We start from the raw sequence: 23,317 nt of genomic DNA on the forward strand, positions 1-23,317 counted from the left end.
GGGAGGCGCGTCGTTTAAGGGTCGTGACGCCGCAGATTCGGGTATGCTACCGCCCATCGCGAGCAACTTCGTCGCGGGTGAGACGCCCGCGGAGGCCATCGAGCACGCCGAGTCGCTGAACGCTCGCGGCGTCGCCGCCATCCTGAACCTCCTGGGCGAGCACTACGCGGAGCAGCCGCCCGCGGACGAGGACGCCGCGGCGTACGAGAACCTCGTGCGCGACGTCTCGAAGAGCGGGGTGGACGCCTGTATCTCGGTGAAGCCCTCCCAAATCGGGCTGGACGTCGGCGAGGACGTGTTCGCCGAGAACCTCGCGGGCATCGTCGCGGTAGCCGACGAGCACGACGTGTTCACGTGGGTGGACATGGAGGACCACGAGACGACGGACGCCACGCTGGACGCCTACGAGGACCTCACCACCGAGTACGGGGGCGGCGTCGGTGTCTGCATTCAGGCGAACCTCAAGCGCACCGAGGACGACCTCGAACGTCTCGCAGACCTTCCCGGTAAAGTCCGAATCGTGAAGGGCGCGTACGACGAGCCGAAGTCGATTGCGTACAAGCGCAAGGAGCGCGTGAACCAGGCGTACCGCGACTACCTAGAGTACATGTTCCGGGAGTTCGAGGGCGGCGTCGCGGTGGGCAGCCACGACCCGGAGATGATAGCGCACGCCCGCGACCTCCACGACGAGTACGGCACCGACTACGAGGTCCAGATGCTGATGGGCGTGCGCGACGACGCGCAGGTCGACCTCGCGGCCGACGGCGTCACGGTCTACCAGTACGTGCCGTACGGCGACAAGTGGTTCTCGTACTTCTACCGGCGCGCGATGGAGCGCAAGGAGAACCTGTTGTTCGCGCTGCGGGCGGTTCTGGGGCGGTAGGGCGGTCGTCTCGAAATCCCTATACGTCGGCGCTCAGTGGAATCCGGTATGACCTCGTGGAAGCGGGACTTCGCGAGCGGGCTCATCGTGCTCGCACCGATTCTGGTCACGCTGTACGTTCTCTACTGGCTGTTCTCGCTCATCGCGCGATTTTCGCTGCTGGCGACGAACGTCGACGACCCCGTCGTGGCGGTCAGCCTGACGGTCGTCATCTTCGTGTTGCTGGTGTTCTCCGTGGGGTACCTGATGCGGACCGCGCTCGGCACGTTCGCGGAGGAGGTGCTGGACGACCTCATTAACCGGCTACCGGGGCTGCGCATCGTCTACAACGCCTCGAAGATGGCCGTCGAGACGGTGCTGTCGGGCGGCGCCGACGAATTCCAGAAGCCCGTGAAGGTTGAACCGTGGGAGGGGATGCGCCTCACCGCGTTCAAGACGGGGAAGACTACCAACGACGGCCGCGAGGTGGTGTTCATGCCGACCGCGCCGAACATCACCTCGGGGTTCGTGATGGAGCTGGAACCCGAGGACATCATCGAGGTCGAGGAGTCCACGGAGGACGCCCTGACGCGGGTGCTCTCGGCGGGGTTCGGGGAGAACGAGCGTGACGTCCCGGAGCCGTTCACCGACGACAAGGACGAACAGGAGTAGACAGGCCGTCGCTGGTGGCGTGGGGTAGCGCGAGTCAGTCGTCCGCCGCCTGCTGCCGGTGTTCTATCCAGCCGACCGCGAGAATGTCGGTCGCACAGGTGTCACAGAGGTAGACCGTCACGTCGCGGCGCTCGCCGCCGGCGCGGTCGAACCGCAGCGAGTGCTCCGTGGCGGCGTTGCTCTCGTCGTTGCAGTTACTACAGACGACTTGGTCCGCCGGGCCGTGCACACGTCTCAGTGAATCCTCACGGGCATACGATGTGAGGGTTTTGACTACGCTGTTCGTTTTGATTAATCGGGTAACAGTTCGTGCCGGCGTCGTCGGGAGGGGGCTACGCGGCGTTTAGACGTAGTGGAACCACTCCTCGCGGTCGCCGGTCTCGACGACGTCGAAGAACGCCTGCTGGAGTTCCTCGGTGACGGGGCCGCGAGTCCCGGAGCCGATTTCGACGTTGTCGACCTGCCGGATGGGGGTGACTTCCGCGGCGGAGCCGGTGAAGAACAGTTCGTCAGCGGTGTGGAGTTCGCCCCGCGAGATGGAGACGTTGTCGTGGACGGTGTAGCCGCGTTCCTCCGCGAGCGTGATGACGGTGTCGCGGGTGATGCCGTCGAGGATGCTCTCGGAGAGCCCGGGCGTGAAAATCTCACCGTCGCGCACGAGGAAGAGGTTCTCGCCGGGGCCTTCCGCGACGTTGCCCTCCTTGTTGAGGACGATGGCTTCCGTGAAGCCGTTGCGGCGGGCTTCCTCGCCGGCGAGCATGGAGTTGACGTAGAGGCCGGTGGTCTTGGCGTTGGTCGGAATCTGGCTGGAGGCGTGCTTGCGCCACGAGGAGACCATCACTTCGACGCCCTCTTCGAGCGCTTCCTCGCCGAGGTACGTTCCCCACGGCCACGCGGCGACGGCGACGTCGGTCGGGCAGTCCTTCGGGGAGACGCCCAGTGAGTCGTAGCCGAAGTACGCGATGGGGCGGACGTAACACGACGCGAGGTCCTGGCGGTCGAGCAGTTCCACGGTCGCCTCGGTGAGCTCCTCGCGCGTGAAGTCGATGTCGAGGTCGTAGGGCTTCGCGGACGCGAACAGGCGGTCGAGGTGTTCCTCCCACCGGAACAACGCGGGGCCGTTGTCGGTGTCGTACGCGCGGACGCCCTCGAAGACGCCGCTACCGTAGTGCAGCGCGTGCGTGAGCACGTGGGTCGTGGCGTCCTCCCAGTCCACGAAGTCGCCGTTCATCCAGATGGTGTCGACGTCCATGTCGTCGAATCCGCTCATACGTCCGGGGACGGCGCGCCGTATCATAAAACCACGAGTGCCGGCTACGGGCAGTCGTTGCCGGTGAGTTCGAAAACCGGCGCGAATGTCCGAGGATAATTCAACCGAGACGCTTAATTACCGAAGAGAATTACAAGCGTTCGATGAGCGATTACGCACCCCTCACGTACGAGGACATCGACGAGGCTCGCCGCCCGAGCCTCGGCGAGGCGCTCGTGCCGATTCTCGCCGTCGTCGTCGCTCTCGGCGTCGGCTCCGGCTACCTCGGCCTCGCGCCACACGCTCCCCTCCTCTGGAGTATCGCCTTCACGGGACTGTTCGCGCGCTACCAGCTCGGCTACGACTGGGACGGCGTCTACGACGCCGCCGCCTCCGGCCTCCGCATGGGCCTGCAGGCGATTCTCATCCTGTTCGTCATCTACGGGCTCATCGCTACGTGGATTAGCGCCGGCACCATCCCGGGACTGATGTACTACGGCCTCGGCACGCTCACGCCAATCGTCTTCCTGCCCGTGACCGCCGTCCTCGCGGCCATCGTGGCGTTCGCAATCGGCTCCTCGTGGACGACCGTCGGGACGCTCGGCGTCGCGTTCGTCGGCATCGGCGAAGGGCTCGGCGTCCCGCTGGCGATGACCGCGGGTGCCATCGTCTCCGGCGCGTACGCTGGCGACAAGCAGAGCCCCCTCTCTGACACCACGAACCTCGCCGCCGCCGTCACGAACGCCGACCTCTACGACCACATCAAGGCGATGCGGAACGGCACCGCCATCGCGTTCGGGCTCTCCGTGGTCGCGTACGCCGTCCTCGGCGTGTACTTCATCGAGGGCGGGAGCGCCGACATCGCCGCAATCAGCGGACCGCTCGCGGACTCGTACGCGCTCGGCCCGCTCGTGTTCCTGCCGCTCGTGGTGACATTCGGGCTCGCGCTCCGCGGCTACCCGCCGCTCCCCTCGCTGATTGCGGGCATCTTTGCGGGCGCGCTCACCACCATCGTCGCGCAGGGTGCGAGCTTCACCGCCGCGTGGAACATCTTCCTCAACGGCACCAACCCCGCCACCGGCAGCGACCTCGTCAACAGCCTCCTGACCGCCGGCGGCATCTCGGGCTCGGCGTGGACCATCGCCGTGGTCGTCGCCGCGCTCGCCCTCGGCGGCCTGCTCGAGGGCACGGGCGTGCTCGCGACGCTCGCCCACCACCTCACGACCGCCGTCTGGTCGCCGGGCTCGCTGGTCGCCGGTACCGGCCTCGCCGCCATCGTGACCAACGCCTTCTCCGCCCAGCAGTACATGAGCATCGTCGTCCCGGGGCTCAGCCTCCGGAACCTCTACGAGGAGTACGACCTCCCCGAGACGGACCTCTCGCGAGCCGTCGAGGCCGCCGGCACACCGACCGGGCCGTTCTTCCCGTGGCACGCCGGCGCCGTCTTCATGACGAGCGCGCTCTACAGCGCGCCGGGCGCTATCTCGTGGTGGTGGGTGCCGTTCTACTTCTTCGGCATCCTCTCGCCAGTCGTGCTGTTCGTGATGGCGCTGACCGGTCACGGCTACACGCAACAGCCGAAGCCGGCCGACGCTGCGCCCGCGACGGACGACTGAGAAGAACCTCGCTTTTTACGCGCTGAACGCCGCCAACAGGTCGCTACCTTCCACGTAGACGAGGCCCTCGCGGTCGGCGTACGCCCTCGCGTCCGCGACCGAGAGCGCTTCGCCCGTCTCGTCGTCGAGCATCTCGCAGACGACCGCGGCGGGCGCGACGCCGGCTTCCTCGGCGAGCGCGACCGCGAGTTCCGTGTGGCCCTTCCGGTGGGACAGCGACGGCGCCGACCGGAGCACGTGGACGTGGCCGGGCGCGCGGAACTCCGTCGCGAAGTCCACGCTGGCGGGGTCCGCGGCCGCCTTTCCGAGCTCCGTGATGGTGAGCGCGCGGTCCTCGTCCGTGATGCCCGTGTAGGTGTCGCGGTGGTTCACGGGCAGCGAGAACGACGAACGGTCGTCGTACCCGAGGTGGCCGTGGTCGGCCGCCCGGTGGTCGATGACGTCGCCGAGGAACGGGAGGTCGAAGGCGTCGGACGCCGCTTCGCCGAGCGCGACGCAGATGAGGCCGCCGGCGTCGTTGCGGAGGCGGGCGACGTCGTCGGGCGTCACCGACTCCGCGGGGTAGACGAGGTCGACCTCTCCCTCGCGGTCGGCGGCGTCGTGGACGAGCACGGGCTCGCCAGCGCGGAACGCTGCGACGGCGCGCTCAACGCGGGTGGCGTTACTGCTCTTCGACACGAACAGTCACCTCGTCGCCGTCGAGCAGGCCGAGTTCCTCGCGGAGCTTCTCCGGCGCGATGAGTTCGACCTGCGTCTCGTCGTGGTGGGTGCGGTCCGGGACGATGACGTGCGCGGGGGAGAACGAGCCGTCGTCGTCGTTCTCGACGGTGGCGTGGTAGCACGTCGCCGGGCCGTAGGTGCGCTCCTCGTCCTCCCAGCCCTCGATGCGGACGCCGTCCATCGCCTCTAACGCGGAGCGGGCGCGCTGGCTCTCCGCGTCGAGTTCGACGTTGAGCGTGCCGAGGTACGGCTCGTAGCCGAGTTTCTCCTCGAACTGGCGCATGTACCCGGGGAGGCTGATGTAGTGGCGGCCCTCGCCCATCCCGCTGGTGACCGAGCCTTCCAGGGCGAGTTCGCCGGCGTCCTCGAAGATGCGGCGGTAGTCCTCGTACTCGCGTTCGAGCGTGCGCTCGCCGTCGTCGGTGATAGCGACCCACTGGCCGTCATTGACGAGGTCCCGCTGGACGAGCCCGGCGTCCTCCAGCGCCTGGAGGCGGCGGGAGGCGGTCTGGTTGGAGGCGTCGAGGCGGCCCGCGAGGTCCCCGCAGGAGACCTTGACTTCGCCGCGGCGCGCGCCGTCGAGCGCGAGCAGCTTCAGCACGGCGAGCTCGTCGAAGCCGACCTCGCTCGTGCCCGTTGCTTGCGACATACCCGCAAATTCGGGCGCGCGCCGCATAAGAATACCGGAAGTGGAACGCGTCCCGAAAGTGAGAGTGCGTCAGTCCGCCGTCGAGCCCGCCCAGAACTCCGAATCCGCGCGGAGCTTCGGCACCCACGTGTCCTGCTCGCGAGCGAGCAGCGCCACCCGCGAGACCTCCTGGTCGCGCAACACCGTGTGCTCGGGCATGTGCGCCTGGACCTCGCGGGCGAACTCCAGCACGTCCTCGTGGTTCGGCATCGCCTCCCGGTCGAGGCGGTCCCGCGAGTCGCCGACGTGCATGTACGCTTTCAGTTCCACGAAGTCGGGGTCCGCGCGGTCAAAGAAGCCCGCGTACCAGTCCGGGTTCTGCATGTTCTCGCCGCCGACGAGCGTCGTCCGCAGCACGGTCCGCGTCTCGTCTTTGTCGTGGAGGACGTCCATCGTGTCGACGAGTTTCTCCCACGCGTCGTCCTCGGTCGCGCCCACCACGTCGTCGAACGTCGCGCGCTCGGGGGCGTCCACGGAGACGTACAACTGCGTCGGGTCACACTCTTCGAGGACGTCGGGGCGCGTCCCGTTCGAGACGAGGAACGTCGTCAGGCCGCGGTCGTGGAACTCCTCCAGCAGTTCCGGGAGGTAGGGATACAGCGTCGGTTCGCCGTCCAGCGAGATGGCGACGTGGCGCGGGTCCATCGCCTCCTCGAAGCGTTCTCTCGGGACGTCGTCGTTGCCGCCGAACCCCGAGAGCAGTTTCTTCTGGAGTTCGATCGAGGCGTCCACCACTGCCTCCGGGTCGTCCCACTCCACGCCGTCCAGTTCGTACGTGTGGCCGGCGTGGTCCCGCCAGCAGAACACGCAGCGCTCGTTGCAGCGCACCACGGGCGTCATCTGGATGCAGCGGTGCGAGCGGATGCCGTAGAAGGCGTGCTTGTAACAGGTGCCCTCGCCGCGCAGGGAGTTCGCCGTCCACCCGCAGGTCTGGGCGGCGGTGTGGTTGTCGTGGTGGTAGTCCGGGTCGTCCACCTGCTTGGGCATACTCCGGGATTCGGCGAGCGCGTGGAAAAACGTGGCGTTCGGCGCCCAATTCGGAGTTAGCGTTCGAGAATCGTGCCGCTAGAGCCGACCGCGACGTCCGGGTCCGTGTCGCCGCCGTACGCGACGTCGTAGATGTCCGAGCCGACCGGCGTGTCGTACTCCTGCCAGCCGTTCGACGTGCGCTCGTAGACGTAGCCGCCGTTGCCCGCCGCCAATACCGGCTTGTCCGGCGCGACGCGGTCGAGGCCCTGGAGCGCGTTCTCGCCGACGTCGATTGGCGTCCACCGGCGACAGCCACAGTGGTAGCGGTAGATGGTGCCGCCGCCCGCGGAGACGTACACCGTCTCGTCGTCGCCGAGCACGTCGTAGAACGACTCGTTGGCGTTCGAGACGCCGATTTGCGTCCACGTGCTGTTGAAGTCGGTGCTCTCGAAGGCGGCCTGGCTGGTGCTGATGCCGTAGGCGGTGTCGCTGCTGCCGCGGGAGAACGCGACACCCGGGATGGTCGACCCGCCCGCGGGCTTCGTGACGCTTCCCCACTGCATGCAGTACGCGCCCTGGTCGTTCTGCTCGAAGACGCCGTGGAGCGTCTCCCCGGAGCCGTTCGCGACGATGACGTGCTCGCGGTCGATGGTGCCCGTCGTCGCGATGGCCTCCCACGTGCTCGTCTTCCCGTCGGGCGCCGTGTAGTCGTGTTTCTTCCCGGTCATGGCGTCGTAGGCGCCCATCGCGCCGGAGCCGCCCGCGAACCAGATGCGCTCGCCGTCGCTAGTGACGGCGACGTCGTTGAGCGGGTTGTTCGACGCGTCCGGGCCGCTGTCCACGACGAGCTGCCACTGCCCGTCGGCCAGGGCGAGGATGTTCCCGCTGGAGCCGACGGCGTGCGGGCCGTCGGCGGTCTGGACGACCGCCGATATCGACTTCGACGTCGGCGACGACACCTCGGCCCACGTGCTGCTGCTCTGTGCGGTCACCTGCGTCGCGGCCGCGCCGCCGCCGACGGCGACTGCAGCGGCACCGCCGGCTACTTTCAGGAACGTCCGTCGCGAGGTCGTGTGTTCTGTCATCTCACGTCACCGGTTGCACCGACGAATCGGATGAAAAATGTATATACTGGCTGTCTCCTAACAAAGAAAACCGAATAAGTGTATTCGCGAATAAAATTGAACTAATATTCCGAATCTATCCATAATTTTCTAACTACGCGCGAGGTCGCGCCGGCCGGCGACCGCGTCCGCTCGCCCGCTTCGGAAATCCCTTTAGCCGTCGCGTTGAACGAGCGAGCATGTTCATCGCTTTCCGCCGGGAAGTCGAGGCGGCCCTCGACGCCGCGCTCGACGACCTCGGCTACCCGACCGAGGACCTCGGCATCGAGGAACCGCCCGCGGACGTGCCCGCCGTGCTCGCGTCCAGCGTGGCGTTCCGACTCGCCGGCGAGGCGCAGGCACCGCCGCCGGAGGTCGCCGCCGAAATCGCCGACGCCGTCGACCTCTCCGATTCGGAGTGCGTCGCCAGCGCGTCCACGCAGGGGCCGTACGTGAACTTCACGCCCAGCGAAGCGTACTTCGAGGGCACGCTCGCTGACGCCCAAGAGACCGAGTGGGGTCGCCTCCCCGACACCGACACGTCGGTCGTCGTCGAGCACACCAGCGCGAACCCCACGGGCCCGGTCCACGTCGGCCGCGCCCGCAACCCGATTCTCGGCGACGCGCTCGCGCGCGTTCTCGACTACGCGGGCTACGACGTCACCCGCGAGTACTACGTCAACGACGCCGGCCGCCAGATGGCCGTGTTCACGTGGGCGTACGAGACTTTCGACGAGAGCGACCTCCCCGAGCCCGAGCGCGAGAAACCCGACTACGAACTCGTGCGCTACTACCGGAAGGGCAACGAGTTCTTAGAGGAGGGTGACCCCGAGGCCGTCGAGAAAGCCGAAGCCGAAATCGCGTCCATCATCGAAGGATTGGACGCCGGCGACGAGGAGACCTACGAGCGCGTCGGGGAAGTCGTCGACCAGGTGCTCGGCGGGATGAAGCAGACCCTCGACCGCCTCCCCGCGACCTTCGACGAATTCGTCAAGGAGACGCGGTTCCTCCGGGACAGCTCCACGCACGAGGTCGTCGAACGCCTCCAGGACTCCGAGTACGCCTACGAGGAGGAGGACGCGTGGCAGCTCGACCTCGAGGAGTGGGACATCGAGCAGTCGTTCGTCTTCCTGCGCTCGGACGACACCACGCTGTACACCACCCGCGACCTCGCCCACCACGAGTGGAAGTTCGACACCTTCGACCAGGCCATCACCGTGCTCGGCGAGGACCAGGAACTCCACGCGAACAAACTCAACGCCGCGCTGGACATCCTCGGTAACGACACCGAGCAACTGGAGGAAGTGTTCTACGCGTGGGTGAACCTCCCGGGCGGCGAGTCGATGAGCACCCGACAGGGCACAGGCGTGGACATGGACGACCTACTGGACGAGGCGGTCGCGCGCGCCGAGGACGCCGTCCGCTCCCGGCTGGACGACCGCATCCGCGGCGACGACCTGACCGACGAGGACGTCGAACGCATCGCGCGGCAGGTCGGCATCGGCGCGGTGCGCTACGACATCGTCTCCAAGCAGCCCACGAAGGCGATTACGTTCGACTGGGAGGACGCCCTCGACTTCGAGGGGCAGAGCGCGCCCTACGTCCAGTACGCCCACGCCCGCGCCTGCGGCATCGCGGCGGAAGCCGGCGACCTCGAACCGGAACTGGACGCCGGCCTGCTGGACTCGCCCGAGGAGCGCGACCTCCTGAAGGCAATCGCGCGGTTCCCGGGCGTCGTCGAGGAAGCCGCGGCGGACCGCGAACCGCACCAGATTGCGACGTTCGCCCGCGAGTTCGTGGACACGTTCAACGGGTTCTACCGCTCCCGGCACGTCCTCAGCGAGGACATCGACGACGACGTCGCGGCCGCGCGCCTCGCGCTCGTGAACGCCGCGCGGCACACGCTGGCGAACGCGCTGGACGTGCTCGGCATCGAAGCGCCGGAGTCGATGTAGGCGAAAAAGCAGTTACAGCGCGCCGACGTACACCAGCGAGCCGTAGATGATGAGCAGCGCGACCACGACGTAGACCAGCAGCCAGCCGGTCGAGACGGAGTTCTCGTTTGCCATAGTCGACATTCGGCGGCCGTGTTCGCTTAATTGTTCCCGTTCAGCCGAGCCGGCCGCCCGTCAGCCGCGACAGCAGCGACCGTCGCTCGGGCTCCTCCTCGTCGCCGGCGACTTCCGCGAACGCCGCGCCAGCGGACACCTCGCCTTCCTCCTCGTTGTCGCGGAACGAGACGGGCGGCGACTCGCCGAGCAGTTCGTAGCCGAGTTCGCGGTACGACTGCGCCGCCGGGTTCTCCGGCGCGTAGACGACCAGCGGCTCGCCGGCCTCCTCGCTGTCCGCGACCGCACCATCCTCGGGAATCGTCCCGAGCAGCGGCGCGTCGATGCGCTCGACGGCCTCGTCGACGTCCACGGCCGACCCGCCGACGCGCGTCAGAATCAGGCCCGTGACGTCGCCGCCGACGCGCTCGGCGAGTTCGAGAGTCTTCTTCGTGTTCTCCAGCGCGGCGACCTGCGGCGTCGACACGAGCAGCACGTCGTCGGCGAGCCCGAGCGGCACGGTCGTGTCGTGGCTGAGGCCGCCGCCCGTGTCCACGATGGTGACGTCGTACTCCGCGCGGAGGTCTTCGGCGACCTCGCGGAGTTTCGAGGGGTCCGCGCGCCCGAAGTCCTCGATGTGCGTGCCGCCGACCATCGCGTCGAACTCCCCGGGTGCCTCCGCGACGGCGTCCAGCGTGTCCGCGTCCCCCGCGAGCACGTCGTGGAGCGTCGCCTCAGCGGGCTCCACGTCAAGGACGGCGCCGACGTTCGACATCCCGAGGTCGTAGTCCACGAGCACGACCGAGCGGTCGGCCTCCGCCATCACCGCCGCGAGGTTCACGGCAGTCGTCGTCTTGCCGACGCCGCCCTTGCCGGAGGCGACGGCGAACACGCGTCCAGTCATACTCCCGGGTACACAGAGTGGCCCTTAAAGCGTTGGGCGGGATTCGGGGCTCGCACGCTCCGATAGCCGGCCAGCGAGCCGGCGGATTCCCCCACCACCCCCGGAGGTCAAAGGTTACTTACGCGCACGACGGCTATCTTCGGGTAATGAGCGAGCAGGAGGGCGCACCGTCCGAGGACCGCCGAAAGTACGAGTTCCAGAAGGTCATCGAGGACCTGAAGGACTACACCGGGAGCGGCACCCAGCTGGTGACCATCTACATCCCCCCGGACAAGCAGATTTCGGACGTCGTCGCCCACGTCACGCAGGAACACTCCGAAGCCTCCAACATCAAGTCCAAGCAGACCCGGACGAACGTCCAGGACGCACTCAAGTCCATCAAGGACCGCCTCCGGTACTACGACACGTTCCCGCCGGAGAACGGCCTCGTCGTCTTCTCCGGTGCCGTCGACACCGGCGGCGGCCGCACGGACATGGTGACGGAAGTGCTCGAATCGCCGCCCCAGCCCATCGAGTCGTTCCGCTACCACTGCGACGACGCGTTCCTCACCGAGCCCCTCGAGGAGATGCTCGGCGACAAGGGCCTCTACGGGCTCATCGTCCTCGACCGCCGCGAAGCCAACGTCGGCTGGCTGAAGGGCAAACGCATCGAGGCCGTCAAGTCAGCGTCAAGCCTCGTCCCCGGCAAACAGCGCAAGGGGGGGCAGTCCGCACAGCGGTTCGCCCGCCTCCGCCTGGAAGCCATCGACAACTTCTACCAGGAGGTCGCCGGGATGGCCGACGACCTCTTCGTCCCGAAGCGCCACGAGATCGACGGCATCCTCGTCGGCGGCCCCTCCCCGACGAAGGACGAGTTCCTCGACGGCGACTACCTCCACCACGAACTCCAGGACTCGGTGCTCGGGAAGTTCGACGTCTCCTACACGGACGAATCCGGCCTGAAGGAACTGGTCGACCGCGCCCAGGACACGCTCGCGGAAGCCGACCTGATGGACGACAAGTCCGACATGGAGACGTTCTTCAAGGAGCTCAACGGCGGCGACCTCGCCACCTACGGCTTCGAACCCACGCGCAAGAACCTCGTCATGGGCTCCGTCGAGACCCTACTCATCTCCGAGGACCTCCGCAAGGACATCGTCACCTACGAATGTCCCAACGGCCACGAGGAACGCGAACTCCTCGGCCAGCGCGCCGACACCCCCGAACACACGTGCACGGAGTGCGGCGACGACGCCGAAGTCGTCGAACGCGACGACGCCATCGACCACCTCATGGAAATCGCGGACAACCGCGGCACGGACACCCACTTCATCTCCACCGACTTCGAGAAAGGCGAACAGCTGCTCACCGCCTTCGGTGGGATTGCCGGGCTGCTACGGTACGGCACGGGCGTCTAGAACCCACTTTTTCCTGCGCTCGGTCGCTGACGCTCCCTCGCTTGCAAAAACTTGGGGAAAAAGCACTCCTCACCCCCTTCGGGGGTTCGTCGGCCTCGCGGCTTCGCTGCGAGCGAACCGCTTCGTTCGGGTCCTTCGGACCACTCACTCGCGGATGCTTGTCTTTGTTGGTGTAGGTGTTCGTCGACAGTCGCCTTTTCGCCGGCAGGGACAGGTACTTGTTACTCGGTCACATGGCCCAAGATGCATCGCCATGAAACCGTGCCAAAACTGTCAGACGGTCATCGACGAGTACGTCTTGGACAAACAACTCGAACCCCTGCGCGACCTGACAGTCGACGACTTCAACGTCTGCGCGGACTGTGCAACCGTCGTCGACGACGCGTGCGTGGAGTGTGGCGGCGCGGTGTACGTTCCCCGAAGCGACTCGGACGTCCCCGACTTCTGTCCGGCCTGCCGCTCGGACCTCATCGAGCAGACGGGCCACGACCCCGGCTGGCACCGCGACCCGATTTCGACCTGAAGCGCGGACCAGTCGCTGCTATCGCTTTTTGGCTACTTTTGCTCGGCAGACGTGAGTCAAGAAAAGCCGCTCTACGCCAGCGGCGTCCGCTCTACCACTTGGCTGTCGTACGTCGGGTACTGGTCAGACCCACCGTTTTCCCGCTCGGGTGTCCTCGCTCCGCTGCGGGCACCTCTCGCGGCAAAACCCTGGACGAAAAACACCTCGTCCTCGCTGCGCTCGGACGAGCGAATCGCGCCTCCGGCGCGAATACTCCACTCAGGCGAGCGGCGTCCGCTCGACAACCTGCCCGTCGTACGTCGGGTACTGCTCGACGATTTCGCCGCTGTCGATGTCGCCCTCCTCGACCATCTCTTCGAGAATCCACCACGCCACCTCGACGTGGTTGGACTTCACCGTGTAGAACTCCTCGGGGACGCCGAGTTCGCGGATGCGCTGGGGGCTGACGGTCGTCTTCCCGTAGACGAGCGTGCCGTCCTCGGTGACGTCGTCGAACTCCCGGCGGACGTTCCGCGCCATGCGCTTCAGGCGCGAGCGGTGCTGGGCGGCGTCCTTGAAGACGCTCGTGCAGAAGTACACCTTCTCGTGGTCGGCCATCTCTTCGAGGATGGCGTCCTTCGAGCCGTCGACGGCGCTCATGTGGTCCTCTTGGAGTTCGTAGCCGGCGTCCTGCATACGCTCGTAGTTGCCGTCGCTCATCTCGAACTCGTTGACGTTGCAGAAGTCGGCGGCTCCCTCGTCGAGGAAGTCAAGGAACTCCTGCTCGGCGCGGATGCCGGGAATCTCGAACGCCGGGGTCAGACCCTCCTCGCGCGCAATGTACAGAATCTCCTCCCACTCGGTGCCGTGGAGGTCGCCCCACTGCTCGTACGGCGGGTGGAAGCGAATCTCGTCGAGGCCAGCCTCCGAGAGGCGGCGCATGTTCTCGCGGCCGCCCGTGATGCCCGTGTAGAGGTGTGTGTGGTGGTCCTCGCCGAATTCGTCTTTCAGCAGGCGGAGGTACCGGCACGTGCGGTCGAGCACTTCCTGGGGCTCGCCGCCCGTAATCGAGGTGCCGAGCGCGTCCATCAGCTTCGCTTCCTTGACGATGTCCTCGTCGTCCTCGACGGGACGCTCGTTAGCGTACACCTGCTGGACGTTCTTCCGGTTCTCGCCCAGCGGGCAGTAGAAGCAGTCACGCTGGTCGCAGTACCCGTAGACGAAGAGCACCATCTTGCCGCCCTTCGCGCACTGCTCGCAGCCCTTCGAAATCATTCGTTGGAACACCTCTACTCCCCGAGGGCTGAAAAACTGTGCGAATCCAACTGGACGTACGTCCGACTCGGTGTGCGCTCCCGAAAGCAGTTATACCGCCCTCCCGTACCTCCCAGCGAATGCTGCTCGTGCTGTGCGTGGACCTCGACGACGACCTCGGACGGAAGACCGGCGTGCCGACGCCGGTGGTCGGGCGCAACGAGGTCGAACACGCCGCGGTGTCGCTGGCGGAGGCCGACCCCGAGGACAGCGACGTGAACGTCCTCTTCGAGGGCGTCCACCTCCACGACCAGTACAGCACCGACGAGGAGGTGGAGGTCGCCGCCGTCACGGGCCTCGAGCGCGGCGACGTCGCCGCCAACCGGAAGGTCGGACGCGAAGTCGACGAAGTATTGGCGAGCATCCAGAGCGACGACCCCGTTCGCGCGGTCGTCGTCACGGACGGCGCACAGGACGAGTCCGTCGTCCCGGTCATCCGCTCGCGGGTGCCCATCGACGCCGTCAAGCGCGTCGTCGTGCGGCAGGCCCAGGACCTCGAGTCGATGTACTACACGCTCAAGCAGGTGATGAACGACCCCGAGACCCGGGGGACGCTGTTGGTGCCGCTGGGCATCCTCCTGCTCATCTATCCGCTGGCGGTGCTCGCGGACGTGCTCGGGCTCCCCGGCGCGGTCTTGGGCGTCTCCTCGGCAGCGGTCGGACTGTACGCGCTGTTCCGCGGGCTCGGCCTCGAATCCACCGTGGACGCCGCGGTCGAGCGCGTGCGCTCGGGGCTGTACACGGGCCGCGTGACGCTCATCACGTACGTCGTCGCGGCCGCCCTGCTCGTCATCGGCGGCGTCGAAGGGATGAACGAACTCGCGACCGTCCGGGAGAGCACGGCTGGGTCGCTCGCACCCTCGACGGTCGTCGCGGCGCTCACGTACGGCGCCGTCCGGTGGTTCGCGGCGGCGGGACTCACCACGAGTCTCGGCCAGGTCACGGACGAGTACCTCGCCGAGCGGTTCCGCTGGCGGTACCTGAACGCGCCGTTCTACGTGCTCTCCATCGCCGCCGTGCTGCACATGCTGTCGGCGTTCTTCCTCGGGTACGTCACGCTCACCGAACTCGCCGCGGTGCTGACGGCCGGGACGCTGGTGAGCGTGCTGTCGACGTTGACGTTCGCTGTCGTCGAGTCGTGGCGCGCCGACCGGAAGGGCGGCCCGGACGCCGCTTAGGCTTCCCGGGAGACGACGAACTCCGCGAGGTACTCCAAGTAGTCGTAGGCTTCCCCGGCCGGCAGGTCGAGGCTGTCGAGGGCGTCCATCGCGCGCTCGCTCTCGCGCTCGGCGAGCGCGTTCAACTCCGCGGGCGACCGGTCGGTGACGCGCACGATGCTCGGGCGGTCCATCTCCTCGTCGATGCCCGCGGGCTTCCCGAGCGCCTCGCTCTCCGCGGTGGCGTCGAGGACGTCGTCCCGAATCTGGAACGCGACGCCGACGCGCTCGGCGTACTCGCCCAACGCCTCTATCGAGCGGCCGTCGGCGTCCGCCGCGACCGCGCCGAGTTCGGCGGCCGCGCGGAACAGCGCGCCCGTCTTCCGGCGCGCCAATTCCATGTACTCCTCCTCGGTCTCCGGGCGGTCGACGAGTTCGATGGCTTCGCCCTCGCCGAGTTCGACGAGCGCGTCGGTCACGCACTCCATCGCGCGGGGGTCGCGGGAGAACAGCGCGAACGCCTCCCCAAGCAGGCCGTTCGACGCGACGAGCGCGGGACCGTGGTCGAACTCCGCCCACGCGCTGGCCTTCCCGCGGCGGAGCGCGGACTGGTCGATGATGTCGTCGACGACGAGAGAGGCGTTGTGGACGAGTTCGATGCCGACCGCGAACCCCATCGCGTCCTCGCTGTCCCCGCCCGCGGCCTCGCAGACGAGCACGGTGAGCGTCGGGCGCACGCGCTTGCCGCCCGCGAGCACGACGTGTTCGAGTTCGTCGCTGAGCTCCGACGGCTCCACGGCCGCGACGGTCTCCGCGAGCCGTTGCTCGATGGCGGCGCGGCGCGCCTCCACGTACTCCATTATCCGTCTCTCGGGGATTCGCGCGGAAATATATGACGGGATTCCGCGGCCAGCGGCGCGCACGCGTCGCTCCCGGTCCGACAGAACTCGGTGGTCGAAGCTCGCTGCCCGCGTCGCCACAGCCGCGACTCACAGGAGATTACGCCGGCACCGAGCGAACGTGTCAACGAAGTCCGAAAATCCCTATTAACCCGCGCTACGAATATGTAAGTGAAGGATAAACTCAAACTTTTTCACAATTCTTTTTGCGGATGCCCGTATATCCAGAGAAGCCGTCACAGGACCGCGTACACTCTTGTCCATCGCATCGCCCACCAGCCGAGAGCGCAACGACACCATGACAGAGGACAGACAGTCAGCAGCTAGTCCGCCCGAAACCGACCACCGAACGCTCGACATCGAGGCCCGCGACGCCAGTCCGAACGACGAACCAATTACTGTTCGCGTCACGGGCGCGGAACCCGGCGAGGAGGTAACGCTCGTAGCGACGCTCGAAGACGCCGACGGCGTCGAGTGGACCTCGGAAGCGACGTTCACCGCTGACGGCGACGGCAACGTCGACTGTGCCGAGCACGCGCCCGACACTGGGAGTTACGACGCCGTCGAAGCGATGGGGTGGCTGTGGTCGATGACCAGCGACGCGGACGCGCCGTTCGCGCGACTCAGCGGCCTCCAGCACGTCGACGTCACCCTCCGTGCGACCACGGACGACGCGGAAGTGACCCGCACCGTCACGCGCGTCCTCCACGACGGCGACATCGAAACACGACCCGTCGAGCGCGACGGCCTCGTCGGCACGCTCTACCTCCCACCGGGCGACGGCCCACACCCTGGCGTGATAGAACTCCACGGGTCCGGCGGCCGGCGCGCCGACGGCACCGCGAAACAGCTCGCAACGAACGGCTACGCCGCGCTCGCGCTCACGTACTTCGGCGAGGACCACGACGCGCTCCCGGACCAACTCGAACGCGTCCCGCTGTCGTACGGCGACGACGCCGCGGACTGGCTGCGCGACCAGCCCGAGGTCGCCGACGGTTCTGTCGGCCTCGTCGGTGCCTCGCGCGGGGCCGAGTTCGCACTCCTGCTCGCCGCCCACCGCGACTGGGTCGGCGCAGTCGTCTCCTACGCCGGCAGCGGCGTCCCGTGGGACATCCCGAGCGGCGAGCCCGCGTGGACGCACGACGGCGTCCCAGTCCCCCACATCGAAGCAGACGAACACCCCATCGTCACCGACCTCGACGACCGCGACCTCGACGGGAACGTCCCGCCCGTCGAGAACGCCGGCGGCCCCATCCTGCTGCTCTCCGGGCAGGACGACAACATCTGGAACGCCAGCCGGCTCTCCGAAGTCGTCGTCGACCGTCTCGACGCCCACGACTTCCCCCACGACTACGAGCACCGCACCTACGACGACTGCGGGCACCTCATCGGCACGCCGTACGCTCCCGTCGCAGGCATCGATGACGTCGACCATGCCGGCGGCACCTCGCGCGGCACCGTCCGTGCCAGCGAAGACGCGTGGCCCGCCGTGCTCGACACGCTCGAAAACAGCCTAAAGAACGAGAACTGAGTCGATAGCCGGCTTCAGACGCTCGGCGGCTCCCCGCCGAACTCTTCGATGAGCGCGGGCACGACGTCGAAGAGGTCCCCAACAATACCATAGTCCGCGATGTCGAAGATGGGCGCATTCGGGTCGGTGTTGACCGCGATGATGGTGTCCGCGCCCTTCATCCCGGCAACGTGCTGGACCGCACCCGAAATGCCGATGGCGAGGTAGACGGTAGGGGTCACCTGCTTGCCGGACTGGCCGACCTGCCGGTTCTTCGGCAGCCAGCCGTTGTCCACGATGGGGCGCGACGAGGAGAGCGTCGCACCCGTCACTTCCGCGAGTTTCTCCACGAGTTCGAGGTTCTCCTCCTCCTCGATGCCGCGACCGATGGAGACGAGGAACTCCGCGTCGCTGATGTCGACGTCGCCGCCGCCGACCTCCTCGAAGCCCTTGACGTTCGACCGGACGGCGTCCTCGTCGACGTCCATGTCGAATTCGCTGACTTCGGCGTCGCCGACGCCTTCCGCGGGCGGCCACTCGCCGCCGCGGATGGAGACCGCGAACGGGCCTTCGGCGACGTCGACGGTCGTCTCGACCTTCGAGCCGTACATCTCCCGGGTGACTTCCAGCGTGCCGTCCGCGTAGTCGAGGTCGACCGCGTCGGAAACGTACGGGCGGTCGAGCCGGGTGGCGACGGCGGGCGCATAGTCGAGGCCGTTGACGCTGTTGGGCACCACGATGAATTCCGGCGCGAGGTCCGCGGCGAGCGCCTCAACCGCCTGCACGTAGACGTCGTGGTTGAACTCCTCGCCGTACGCGACCGTGTGAATCTGGTCGACGCCCTCGCGGTCGAGGTCCTCGGCGAACGACTCGACGTTCCCCGAAATCACGGCCGCGTGGAGGTCGCCGCCCGCGGCGTCCGCGAGGTCGCGGCCCGCCGAGAGCAGTTCCAGGCTGACGTCGCGCAGGTCGCCGCGTCGGTGGTCGGCGACCACGAGTACATCAGTCATTCGCCGACCACCCCCTTCTCGCGGAGCACGTCAGCGAGTTTCGCGGCCTGCTCGCTGGCGTCGCCGTCGAGGTACTGGGCCTCGCTCTCGGTCTCGGGCTCGTACATCGCCGTCACGTCGAGGCTGCTGGCGACATCTTCGGCACCGACTCCGAGGTCGGCGAGGCTCTGCACGTCGATTTCCTTCGACTGCGCCTGGCGGATGCCCCGGAGGCTGGCGTAGCGGGGCTCGTTGATGCCCGTCTGGATGGCCAGCACCGCGGGGAGTTCGACGTCCGTGAGTTCCTCGATGCCGCCTTCGAGTTCACGGCGGACCGAGGCGACGCCTTCGTCGACGACTTTCTCGGTGTCAAGGGCGTTCACGACCGCTGCCCACTCGAAGCCGACTGTTTCGGCGAGCGCGACGCCGGTCGCGCCGAAGCCGTCGTCGTTGGCCTGCACGCCCGAGAACACGAGGTCCGGGTTCTCGGCTTCGACGACAGCGCCGAGCAGTCGTGCTTTCGTCTCGACGTCGAGCAGTTCGACGTCCGCGATGGCGTCGTCCCAGACGCGGACCGCGCGGTCGGCGCCCTTCGCCAGCGCCATCCGAATCGTTTCCTCGCTTCGCTCGGGGCCGATGGTGACCGCGACGACTTCGACATCGTCGCCGGCTTCCGCGAGCTGGACGGCCTCCTCGACGGCGTAGTCGTCCCACTCGTTGAGGTCGTAGTCGAGGTACGTCTCCTCGATTTCCGTGCCGGAAATCTCGAAGTCGTCCTCGACAGTAGCGACCTCCTTGACGGTGACGAGAACCTTCATCGTGCGTGAGTGCTCCGGGACGGAGGTAAACGTTTTCGGAACCGCGAGGAGCGCACGAACAGTTTCTCCGGCGTTCCGGCGGGACGTTACTCCTCGTCGAGGTCGTCGTTGACGCCCTCTCCGGGCAGCGAGATGAGATTCTCGCGGCCGATGCGGAGCTTCTCGACGCGGCCCTCCTCGGCCATCGAAGAGAGTAACTGGGAGACTTTCGCCGTCGACCACCGCGTCTCCTCGACGATTTCGGACTGTTTCATCCGGCCGCCGTGCTCGTGTAGTAGTCGCTCGACGCGCTCCTCGTCGCTCAACAGCTCGGGGTCGACGTCCTTGGGTTCGGACTCGGCGGCTTCGCCCGCCGTCGTCGCCGCGGCACCGCCGGCCGGTTTCGTCGGTTCGGTCCCCGCTTCGGATTCCACGGACGGCTCGCCGGACGCAGCCTCGCCGCCGGACTCGCTGCTCTGGATGCTATCGCGAACGCGGCGCAGCCACGAGAGCGCCGGCTCGCCACGGTAGTACGCCCACACGGACGCGCCGCCCGCGACGAGCGCGAAGAGACCGACGACGACGAGCGCGGCCATCGAGACGCCGACCACGGAGTTGGCTTCGGTGAACACGACCGTCGGTTCGTCGGAGCCGAACGTCTGTGGCCCGTTCCATCGGTACGCACCGTTCGCGATGCTGTCGGGCCCAGGCTCGACCTGGTCAGTGTCGTAGCCGTCGGGCGGCCGAATCGTCAACGTCTGGTTCGCCGCGAGGTCGCCGAACCACCCCGTGGAGAACGCGTCGACGACCAGTCGCTCCTCCTCGACGCGCGAGAAGTTCGTCCACGTGAATTCGATGGTGAGCACGCCCGTGGAGTTGTTCCCTTCCCGCACGATGTGCGAGGACCGGCTGGCGTCCCGAATTTCCATCTCCCGGCCGACGCTTTCGCTGACCGACGGGGCGACCGCGCGGAACACGTCCACGGAGAACTCGCTGTCCGTCTCGCCGGCTTCGAATCGCTCGCGGAGCCGCTCGAACGCCGCGGTGGCGTTGGCGTCCTCGAGGGGGTACTTCGCAGAGACGTTCCAGCGCGCCGCACCGTCGGACTGAATCTGGACGGTGATGTCGACGCCCGACGCTGCCGGCTCGGTATCTTCTTGGAGGGCGGCCGACTGCGGAGCGGGCGCTCCGACTGCACCGGCCACGGGCACGGCGAGGAGACAGACGACGGCGACGAGGAGGGCGGCCTGCCGCATACCAATTCCGTCCACCCCGCTCGTGCAAAGTATTTTCTATCCCGTGGAATCTGCCACCTCGCCGGCGACGCGGCCGAATTCCGCAGCCACAGTCGTTACAGCGGTCTAACAAGACGTTCCGGCGCGTGAACCGGCGGCGCTCCGACCGAGACTCCGCTGCCTTCGTCGTCTCCTCATCGTTTTGTCGGGTGCGGCCGAACGCGTTCTCATGTCCCGCGTCCGCCCCGCCCTCGCCGCCGTCCTCCTCGTCGTCGCGACGACGGCCACGCTCGCCGCCAGCGGGACGTCGCTACACCCGCCGAACCCAGCGACAACCCCATCGTCGGTACGTCCGAGCGCTCCTCGCACGTGCTCCTCCTCACGGAGGCCGACGCAGCGGCCTACGACGAACCGAACGCGTCCGTGACGAGCACGCTCGAAACCGGTCACGCTGACCTCGCCATCGACCTCCAATTCGGCGAGGTCGAACAGCGCCTCGTGGCGACGGACAACCGGTCCGCTCGCCGCGAAATCCTCCAGAACGCCACCGACGAGGCCGACGAACGCGTCGCGAAACTCTGTGCTCGTGCGACCGCCGCCAACGACGCGTACCGGGACGGCGAGATGACCGCCGTAGCGTACGTCCGCACGCTCGGCGCGGTTCACGCGGAAGCCAGCAGCCTCTCCTCAATGCTCTGGAGTACGTCTAGCCCGGGAACGCTGTACACCTACGCCATCGGGAACAGCTTCTCCGAAACCGGCACGCGAGTGTACCAACTCCGCGCACAACTGGCGACCGTCGAGGGGCCGGTCCGGGAGCGCGTCGCCAAGGTTGTCCACGGCGACCGCGACCAGATTCGGGTCCACGTGACCGCCGGCAACGGCATCATGCTGTCGACCATCGACGACAGCCAGTACGTCCGCGAGACCGTCCGCCCGGACAACGCCGATGACAGTCTCGGCGGCGACTTCTCCGAGGCGTCGGCGATTACCCAGGCGCAGTATCCGTGGCCGGCGAACCAGTCGACGTCGCCGTGCATCACCGAGACACACGGCGGGTACGCCTTCTACTACCGGACGAACTACGGCCACGGCCAAATCACGGCGTACATCGACACGACGACCGAGCGCGTCTACGCGGAACACCACCAGCAGACGCTCGCACAGCTCCCCGCCGACGCCGAACGGAACGACACCGAGAACAACGCGACACTGACCACGTCCCGAACGTACGCTGGCGGGCCGCTGCTCGTTCGGATGGAGAACGAAGCCAGCGAACCCCTCGACACGACGGTCTCACTGAACGGGACGGTCGCCGGTGACACCGGCGCCGACGGCCGGCTCTGGCTGTAGAGTCCGGCCGGCGAGTACAACGTCACGACAGTGCACGACGGGACGACGCTGGAAGTCAACGTGACCGCACGACCGTCGCCCTGACGTTCCGAATCGTCCGAGCGTTCTTGTAGGAGAGCGCGACCACTGGAGCGCGTGGCTCGCGGCTACGCGCCCGTCGCGGTCGTGCTCCTGCTCGCGGTCACCGTCGTCGCCGCGGCAGCCGTCGCGACCGCCGTTCCCGCGCTCCCCGGAAGACCCGCCGCCACAACGCGCGGTAGACGCCGACGCGACCAGCGACGGCCGCGTCACGGTCAAGCTGCTCTCCGGGGAACCGCTTGACGTCCAGAGTGCGACCGTTCGCGTCGCGGTCGACGGCGAGCCGCTGGCTCATCAGTCGCCCGTGCCCTACTTCGCGGCGCGCGGATTCCGCGGCGGGCCGACCGGCCCGTTCAACGTCGCCGCCGACTCGTCGTGGACGTGGGTGAAACGGCGTCGCTACAGGTCGCAGGGCCGAACAGTCCCGAGTTGCGGGTAGGTGCGACGCTCACCGTGCGCGTGCTCGTCAGCGGACAGGTCGTCGCTGTCGGCGAGACGACCGTCGAGAAGGCGTCGTAGTCGTCAGGTAGAGGCGTCGGTGTTAGTCAGGCCGAGGCGTCGTCGCTCTCGTCGACAGGCGCTCGCGCGAGCGTGACGATGGCCCGCGGACTCCCAGGTTTCGCCTGCATCACGTGGTGTTCGACGTCGACGAAGCCGGCTTCCGCGAACATCCGGTCGGCCTCGGCCTCGTCGTAGAACAGCATGATGGCGTCGGCGACCTTCTGGAACACCGTCGAATTCGGGTAGTCGGGGCCGACGACGACCGTCCACTCGCCAGGCTTCAGCACGCGCCGAATCTCGCGCAGCCCCTCCACGGGGTTGGGCCAGTACTCGATGGAGCCCGACGACCACACGGCGTCGAACGTGTCGTCCTTGAACGGCAGGCGCTCGGCGTCACCGTAGTGGAACGCCACGGGGTCGTGCTTGCCGAGCTTCTCCCGCGCCTTGGCGAGCTGGTGGCGGCTCTGGTCGAGGCCGTAGACGTCGTCGGTGTACTGGAGGAGTCCCTCCGTGCCGAAGCCGGTGCCACAGCCGACGTCGAGTACGCGGTCGTCGGCGTCGAGGTCGAGCAGTTCGAGCGCCTCGTCGCGCATCTCCTCGTTCCACACGAACGGGTTGACGCGGTCGTACACCTTCGAGAGGTACTTGTAGAAGGTGCGGGCGCGCGCCTTGTCTTCGAGGACTCCCATTACTCCGGAATTGCGCCCGAGGACGCATAATAGCTTGCGTTAGCGCCCGCGAACTTCGCAACTAC

24 protein-coding genes are annotated in these 23,317 nt (G+C 67.4%); 10 read left to right on the top strand and 14 right to left on the bottom strand.

The window, feature by feature from the left end:
* The first annotated feature begins 43 nt into the window (after positions 1-43).
* A complete protein-coding gene (locus tag LPA46_RS05850) occupies positions 44-883 on the top strand; it encodes a proline dehydrogenase family protein (RefSeq protein WP_230891801.1) in 840 nt (279 codons plus the stop codon).
* A 48-nt stretch (positions 884-931) separates the two neighbouring features.
* Positions 932-1,534 carry a DUF502 domain-containing protein gene (locus tag LPA46_RS05855; protein ID WP_230888114.1) on the top strand — a complete coding sequence of 201 codons (603 nt, stop codon included), beginning with the start codon at positions 932-934 and terminating at the stop codon, positions 1,532-1,534.
* A 34-nt stretch (positions 1,535-1,568) separates the two neighbouring features.
* On the opposite strand, the gene LPA46_RS05860 is transcribed toward LPA46_RS05855, so the two are convergent.
* Together LPA46_RS05860 and LPA46_RS05865 are read right to left on the bottom strand one after the other, a co-directional pair.
* Complete coding sequence (locus tag LPA46_RS05860) at positions 1,569-1,763, bottom strand: hypothetical protein (protein ID WP_230888115.1); 195 nt, start codon at positions 1,761-1,763, stop codon at positions 1,569-1,571.
* A 114-nt stretch (positions 1,764-1,877) separates the two neighbouring features.
* Positions 1,878-2,804 carry a branched-chain amino acid transaminase gene (locus tag LPA46_RS05865; RefSeq protein WP_230891802.1) on the bottom strand — a complete coding sequence of 309 codons (927 nt, stop codon included), beginning with the start codon at positions 2,802-2,804 and terminating at the stop codon, positions 1,878-1,880.
* Positions 2,805-2,947: 143 nt separating this feature from the next.
* Here LPA46_RS05865 and arcD point away from each other — a divergent pair, with 143 nt between their 5' ends.
* Positions 2,948-4,399 carry an arginine/ornithine antiporter ArcD gene (gene arcD / locus LPA46_RS05870; RefSeq protein WP_230888117.1) on the top strand — a complete coding sequence of 484 codons (1,452 nt, stop codon included), beginning with the start codon at positions 2,948-2,950 and terminating at the stop codon, positions 4,397-4,399.
* Between the two features lie 15 nt (positions 4,400-4,414).
* Here the strand turns inward: arcD and ribB are convergent, their stop codons facing one another.
* The 4 genes from ribB to LPA46_RS05890 form a co-directional block, all read right to left on the bottom strand.
* Complete coding sequence (gene ribB / locus LPA46_RS05875; protein ID WP_230891803.1) at positions 4,415-5,077, bottom strand: 3,4-dihydroxy-2-butanone-4-phosphate synthase; 663 nt, start codon at positions 5,075-5,077, stop codon at positions 4,415-4,417.
* Entirely contained in the window at positions 5,061-5,768 is a 708-nt protein-coding gene (locus LPA46_RS05880; protein WP_230888119.1) for a CTP-dependent riboflavin kinase, read from the bottom strand. Before LPA46_RS05880 ends, ribB begins: the two co-directional genes overlap by 17 nt.
* Positions 5,769-5,837: 69 nt before the next feature.
* Positions 5,838-6,794, bottom strand: coding sequence for a 4-demethylwyosine synthase TYW1 (gene twy1, locus LPA46_RS05885; RefSeq protein WP_230888120.1), 957 nt, complete (start codon positions 6,792-6,794; stop codon positions 5,838-5,840).
* Positions 6,795-6,850: 56 nt separating this feature from the next.
* Positions 6,851-7,861: a WD40/YVTN/BNR-like repeat-containing protein gene (locus LPA46_RS05890; RefSeq protein WP_230891804.1), complete on the bottom strand. Its 1,011-nt coding sequence runs from the start codon at positions 7,859-7,861 to the stop codon at positions 6,851-6,853.
* 218 nt (positions 7,862-8,079) lie between these two features.
* Here LPA46_RS05890 and argS point away from each other — a divergent pair, with 218 nt between their 5' ends.
* Positions 8,080-9,834, top strand: a complete 1,755-nt coding sequence (gene argS, locus LPA46_RS05895; RefSeq protein ID WP_230891805.1) for an arginine--tRNA ligase — start codon at positions 8,080-8,082, stop codon at positions 9,832-9,834.
* A gap of 154 nt (positions 9,835-9,988) precedes the next feature.
* Here argS and LPA46_RS05900 read toward each other — a convergent pair whose 3' ends face one another.
* Entirely contained in the window at positions 9,989-10,831 is an 843-nt protein-coding gene (locus LPA46_RS05900) for a MinD/ParA family ATP-binding protein (protein WP_230891806.1), read from the bottom strand.
* Between the two features lie 146 nt (positions 10,832-10,977).
* Between LPA46_RS05900 and prf1 the strand changes: the two genes are divergently transcribed.
* On the top strand, positions 10,978-12,228 hold the full coding sequence (gene prf1 / locus LPA46_RS05905; protein ID WP_230888124.1) for a peptide chain release factor aRF-1: 1,251 nt from the start codon (positions 10,978-10,980) through the stop codon (positions 12,226-12,228).
* A 253-nt stretch (positions 12,229-12,481) separates the two neighbouring features.
* Entirely contained in the window at positions 12,482-12,751 is a 270-nt protein-coding gene (locus LPA46_RS05910) for a DUF7571 family protein (RefSeq protein ID WP_230891807.1), read from the top strand.
* A 258-nt stretch (positions 12,752-13,009) separates the two neighbouring features.
* Here LPA46_RS05910 and LPA46_RS05915 read toward each other — a convergent pair whose 3' ends face one another.
* Entirely contained in the window at positions 13,010-14,005 is a 996-nt protein-coding gene (locus tag LPA46_RS05915) for a radical SAM protein (protein ID WP_230888300.1), read from the bottom strand.
* 119 nt (positions 14,006-14,124) lie between these two features.
* Between LPA46_RS05915 and LPA46_RS05920 the strand changes: the two genes are divergently transcribed.
* Positions 14,125-15,222 carry a DUF373 family protein gene (locus LPA46_RS05920; protein ID WP_230888126.1) on the top strand — a complete coding sequence of 366 codons (1,098 nt, stop codon included), beginning with the start codon at positions 14,125-14,127 and terminating at the stop codon, positions 15,220-15,222.
* On the opposite strand, the gene LPA46_RS05925 is transcribed toward LPA46_RS05920, so the two are convergent.
* Positions 15,219-16,061 (bottom strand): polyprenyl synthetase family protein, encoded by an 843-nt coding sequence (locus LPA46_RS05925; protein WP_230888127.1) that lies wholly within the window; start codon positions 16,059-16,061, stop codon positions 15,219-15,221. The genes LPA46_RS05920 and LPA46_RS05925 overlap by 4 nt on opposite strands.
* A 337-nt stretch (positions 16,062-16,398) precedes the next feature.
* On the opposite strand from LPA46_RS05925, the gene LPA46_RS05930 reads away from it, so the two are divergent.
* Positions 16,399-17,631, top strand: a complete 1,233-nt coding sequence (locus LPA46_RS05930; protein ID WP_230891808.1) for an acyl-CoA thioester hydrolase/BAAT C-terminal domain-containing protein — start codon at positions 16,399-16,401, stop codon at positions 17,629-17,631.
* Between the two features lie 14 nt (positions 17,632-17,645).
* Here the strand turns inward: LPA46_RS05930 and LPA46_RS05935 are convergent, their stop codons facing one another.
* The 3 genes from LPA46_RS05935 to LPA46_RS05945 all read right to left on the bottom strand — a co-directional run bounded on the left by LPA46_RS05935 (position 17,646) and on the right by LPA46_RS05945 (position 20,652).
* Positions 17,646-18,620, bottom strand: coding sequence for an electron transfer flavoprotein subunit alpha/FixB family protein (locus LPA46_RS05935; protein WP_230891809.1), 975 nt, complete (start codon positions 18,618-18,620; stop codon positions 17,646-17,648).
* Positions 18,617-19,417: an electron transfer flavoprotein subunit beta/FixA family protein gene (locus tag LPA46_RS05940; protein ID WP_230891810.1), complete on the bottom strand. Its 801-nt coding sequence runs from the start codon at positions 19,415-19,417 to the stop codon at positions 18,617-18,619. Before LPA46_RS05940 ends, LPA46_RS05935 begins: the two co-directional genes overlap by 4 nt.
* An 86-nt stretch (positions 19,418-19,503) precedes the next feature.
* Positions 19,504-20,652, bottom strand: coding sequence for a helix-turn-helix transcriptional regulator (locus LPA46_RS05945; RefSeq protein ID WP_230891811.1), 1,149 nt, complete (start codon positions 20,650-20,652; stop codon positions 19,504-19,506).
* A 156-nt stretch (positions 20,653-20,808) separates the two neighbouring features.
* On the opposite strand from LPA46_RS05945, the gene LPA46_RS05950 reads away from it, so the two are divergent.
* Complete coding sequence (locus LPA46_RS05950) at positions 20,809-21,984, top strand: DUF7094 domain-containing protein (protein WP_442908218.1); 1,176 nt, start codon at positions 20,809-20,811, stop codon at positions 21,982-21,984.
* Positions 21,985-22,165: 181 nt separating this feature from the next.
* On the opposite strand, the gene LPA46_RS05955 is transcribed toward LPA46_RS05950, so the two are convergent.
* Complete coding sequence (locus tag LPA46_RS05955; RefSeq protein WP_230891813.1) at positions 22,166-22,357, bottom strand: hypothetical protein; 192 nt, start codon at positions 22,355-22,357, stop codon at positions 22,166-22,168.
* Between the two features lie 80 nt (positions 22,358-22,437).
* Between LPA46_RS05955 and LPA46_RS05960 the strand changes: the two genes are divergently transcribed.
* Positions 22,438-22,581, top strand: coding sequence for a hypothetical protein (locus tag LPA46_RS05960; RefSeq protein ID WP_230891814.1), 144 nt, complete (start codon positions 22,438-22,440; stop codon positions 22,579-22,581).
* Positions 22,582-22,607: 26 nt separating this feature from the next.
* On the opposite strand, the gene LPA46_RS05965 is transcribed toward LPA46_RS05960, so the two are convergent.
* Positions 22,608-23,252: a methyltransferase domain-containing protein gene (locus tag LPA46_RS05965; protein ID WP_230888135.1), complete on the bottom strand. Its 645-nt coding sequence runs from the start codon at positions 23,250-23,252 to the stop codon at positions 22,608-22,610.
* Positions 23,253-23,317: the final 65 nt, after the last annotated feature.

Origin of the sequence: Halobacterium sp. KA-6 (assembly GCF_021029015.1) — an archaeon.
In the GTDB taxonomy this organism is placed as follows: domain Archaea; phylum Halobacteriota; class Halobacteria; order Halobacteriales; family Halobacteriaceae; genus Halobacterium.

Coding starts and splice junctions, on each gene's coding strand:
- LPA46_RS05850 (WP_230891801.1), top strand. CDS start 44: ATGCTACCGCCCATCGCGAGCAACTTCGTCGCGGGTGAGACGCCCGCG.
- LPA46_RS05855 (WP_230888114.1), top strand. CDS start 932: ATGACCTCGTGGAAGCGGGACTTCGCGAGCGGGCTCATCGTGCTCGCA.
- LPA46_RS05865 (WP_230891802.1), bottom strand. CDS start 2,804: ATGAGCGGATTCGACGACATGGACGTCGACACCATCTGGATGAACGGC.
- arcD (WP_230888117.1), top strand. CDS start 2,948: ATGAGCGATTACGCACCCCTCACGTACGAGGACATCGACGAGGCTCGC.
- LPA46_RS05880 (WP_230888119.1), bottom strand. CDS start 5,768: ATGTCGCAAGCAACGGGCACGAGCGAGGTCGGCTTCGACGAGCTCGCC.
- twy1 (WP_230888120.1), bottom strand. CDS start 6,794: ATGCCCAAGCAGGTGGACGACCCGGACTACCACCACGACAACCACACC.
- LPA46_RS05890 (WP_230891804.1), bottom strand. CDS start 7,861: ATGACAGAACACACGACCTCGCGACGGACGTTCCTGAAAGTAGCCGGC.
- argS (WP_230891805.1), top strand. CDS start 8,080: ATGTTCATCGCTTTCCGCCGGGAAGTCGAGGCGGCCCTCGACGCCGCG.
- LPA46_RS05900 (WP_230891806.1), bottom strand. CDS start 10,831: ATGACTGGACGCGTGTTCGCCGTCGCCTCCGGCAAGGGCGGCGTCGGC.
- prf1 (WP_230888124.1), top strand. CDS start 10,978: ATGAGCGAGCAGGAGGGCGCACCGTCCGAGGACCGCCGAAAGTACGAG.
- LPA46_RS05910 (WP_230891807.1), top strand. CDS start 12,482: ATGAAACCGTGCCAAAACTGTCAGACGGTCATCGACGAGTACGTCTTG.
- LPA46_RS05915 (WP_230888300.1), bottom strand. CDS start 14,005: ATGATTTCGAAGGGCTGCGAGCAGTGCGCGAAGGGCGGCAAGATGGTG.
- LPA46_RS05920 (WP_230888126.1), top strand. CDS start 14,125: ATGCTGCTCGTGCTGTGCGTGGACCTCGACGACGACCTCGGACGGAAG.
- LPA46_RS05925 (WP_230888127.1), bottom strand. CDS start 16,061: ATGGAGTACGTGGAGGCGCGCCGCGCCGCCATCGAGCAACGGCTCGCG.
- LPA46_RS05930 (WP_230891808.1), top strand. CDS start 16,399: ATGACAGAGGACAGACAGTCAGCAGCTAGTCCGCCCGAAACCGACCAC.
- LPA46_RS05935 (WP_230891809.1), bottom strand. CDS start 18,620: ATGACTGATGTACTCGTGGTCGCCGACCACCGACGCGGCGACCTGCGC.
- LPA46_RS05940 (WP_230891810.1), bottom strand. CDS start 19,417: ATGAAGGTTCTCGTCACCGTCAAGGAGGTCGCTACTGTCGAGGACGAC.
- LPA46_RS05945 (WP_230891811.1), bottom strand. CDS start 20,652: ATGCGGCAGGCCGCCCTCCTCGTCGCCGTCGTCTGTCTCCTCGCCGTG.
- LPA46_RS05955 (WP_230891813.1), bottom strand. CDS start 22,357: ATGAGCCAGCGGCTCGCCGTCGACCGCGACGCGAACGGTCGCACTCTG.
- LPA46_RS05965 (WP_230888135.1), bottom strand. CDS start 23,252: ATGGGAGTCCTCGAAGACAAGGCGCGCGCCCGCACCTTCTACAAGTAC.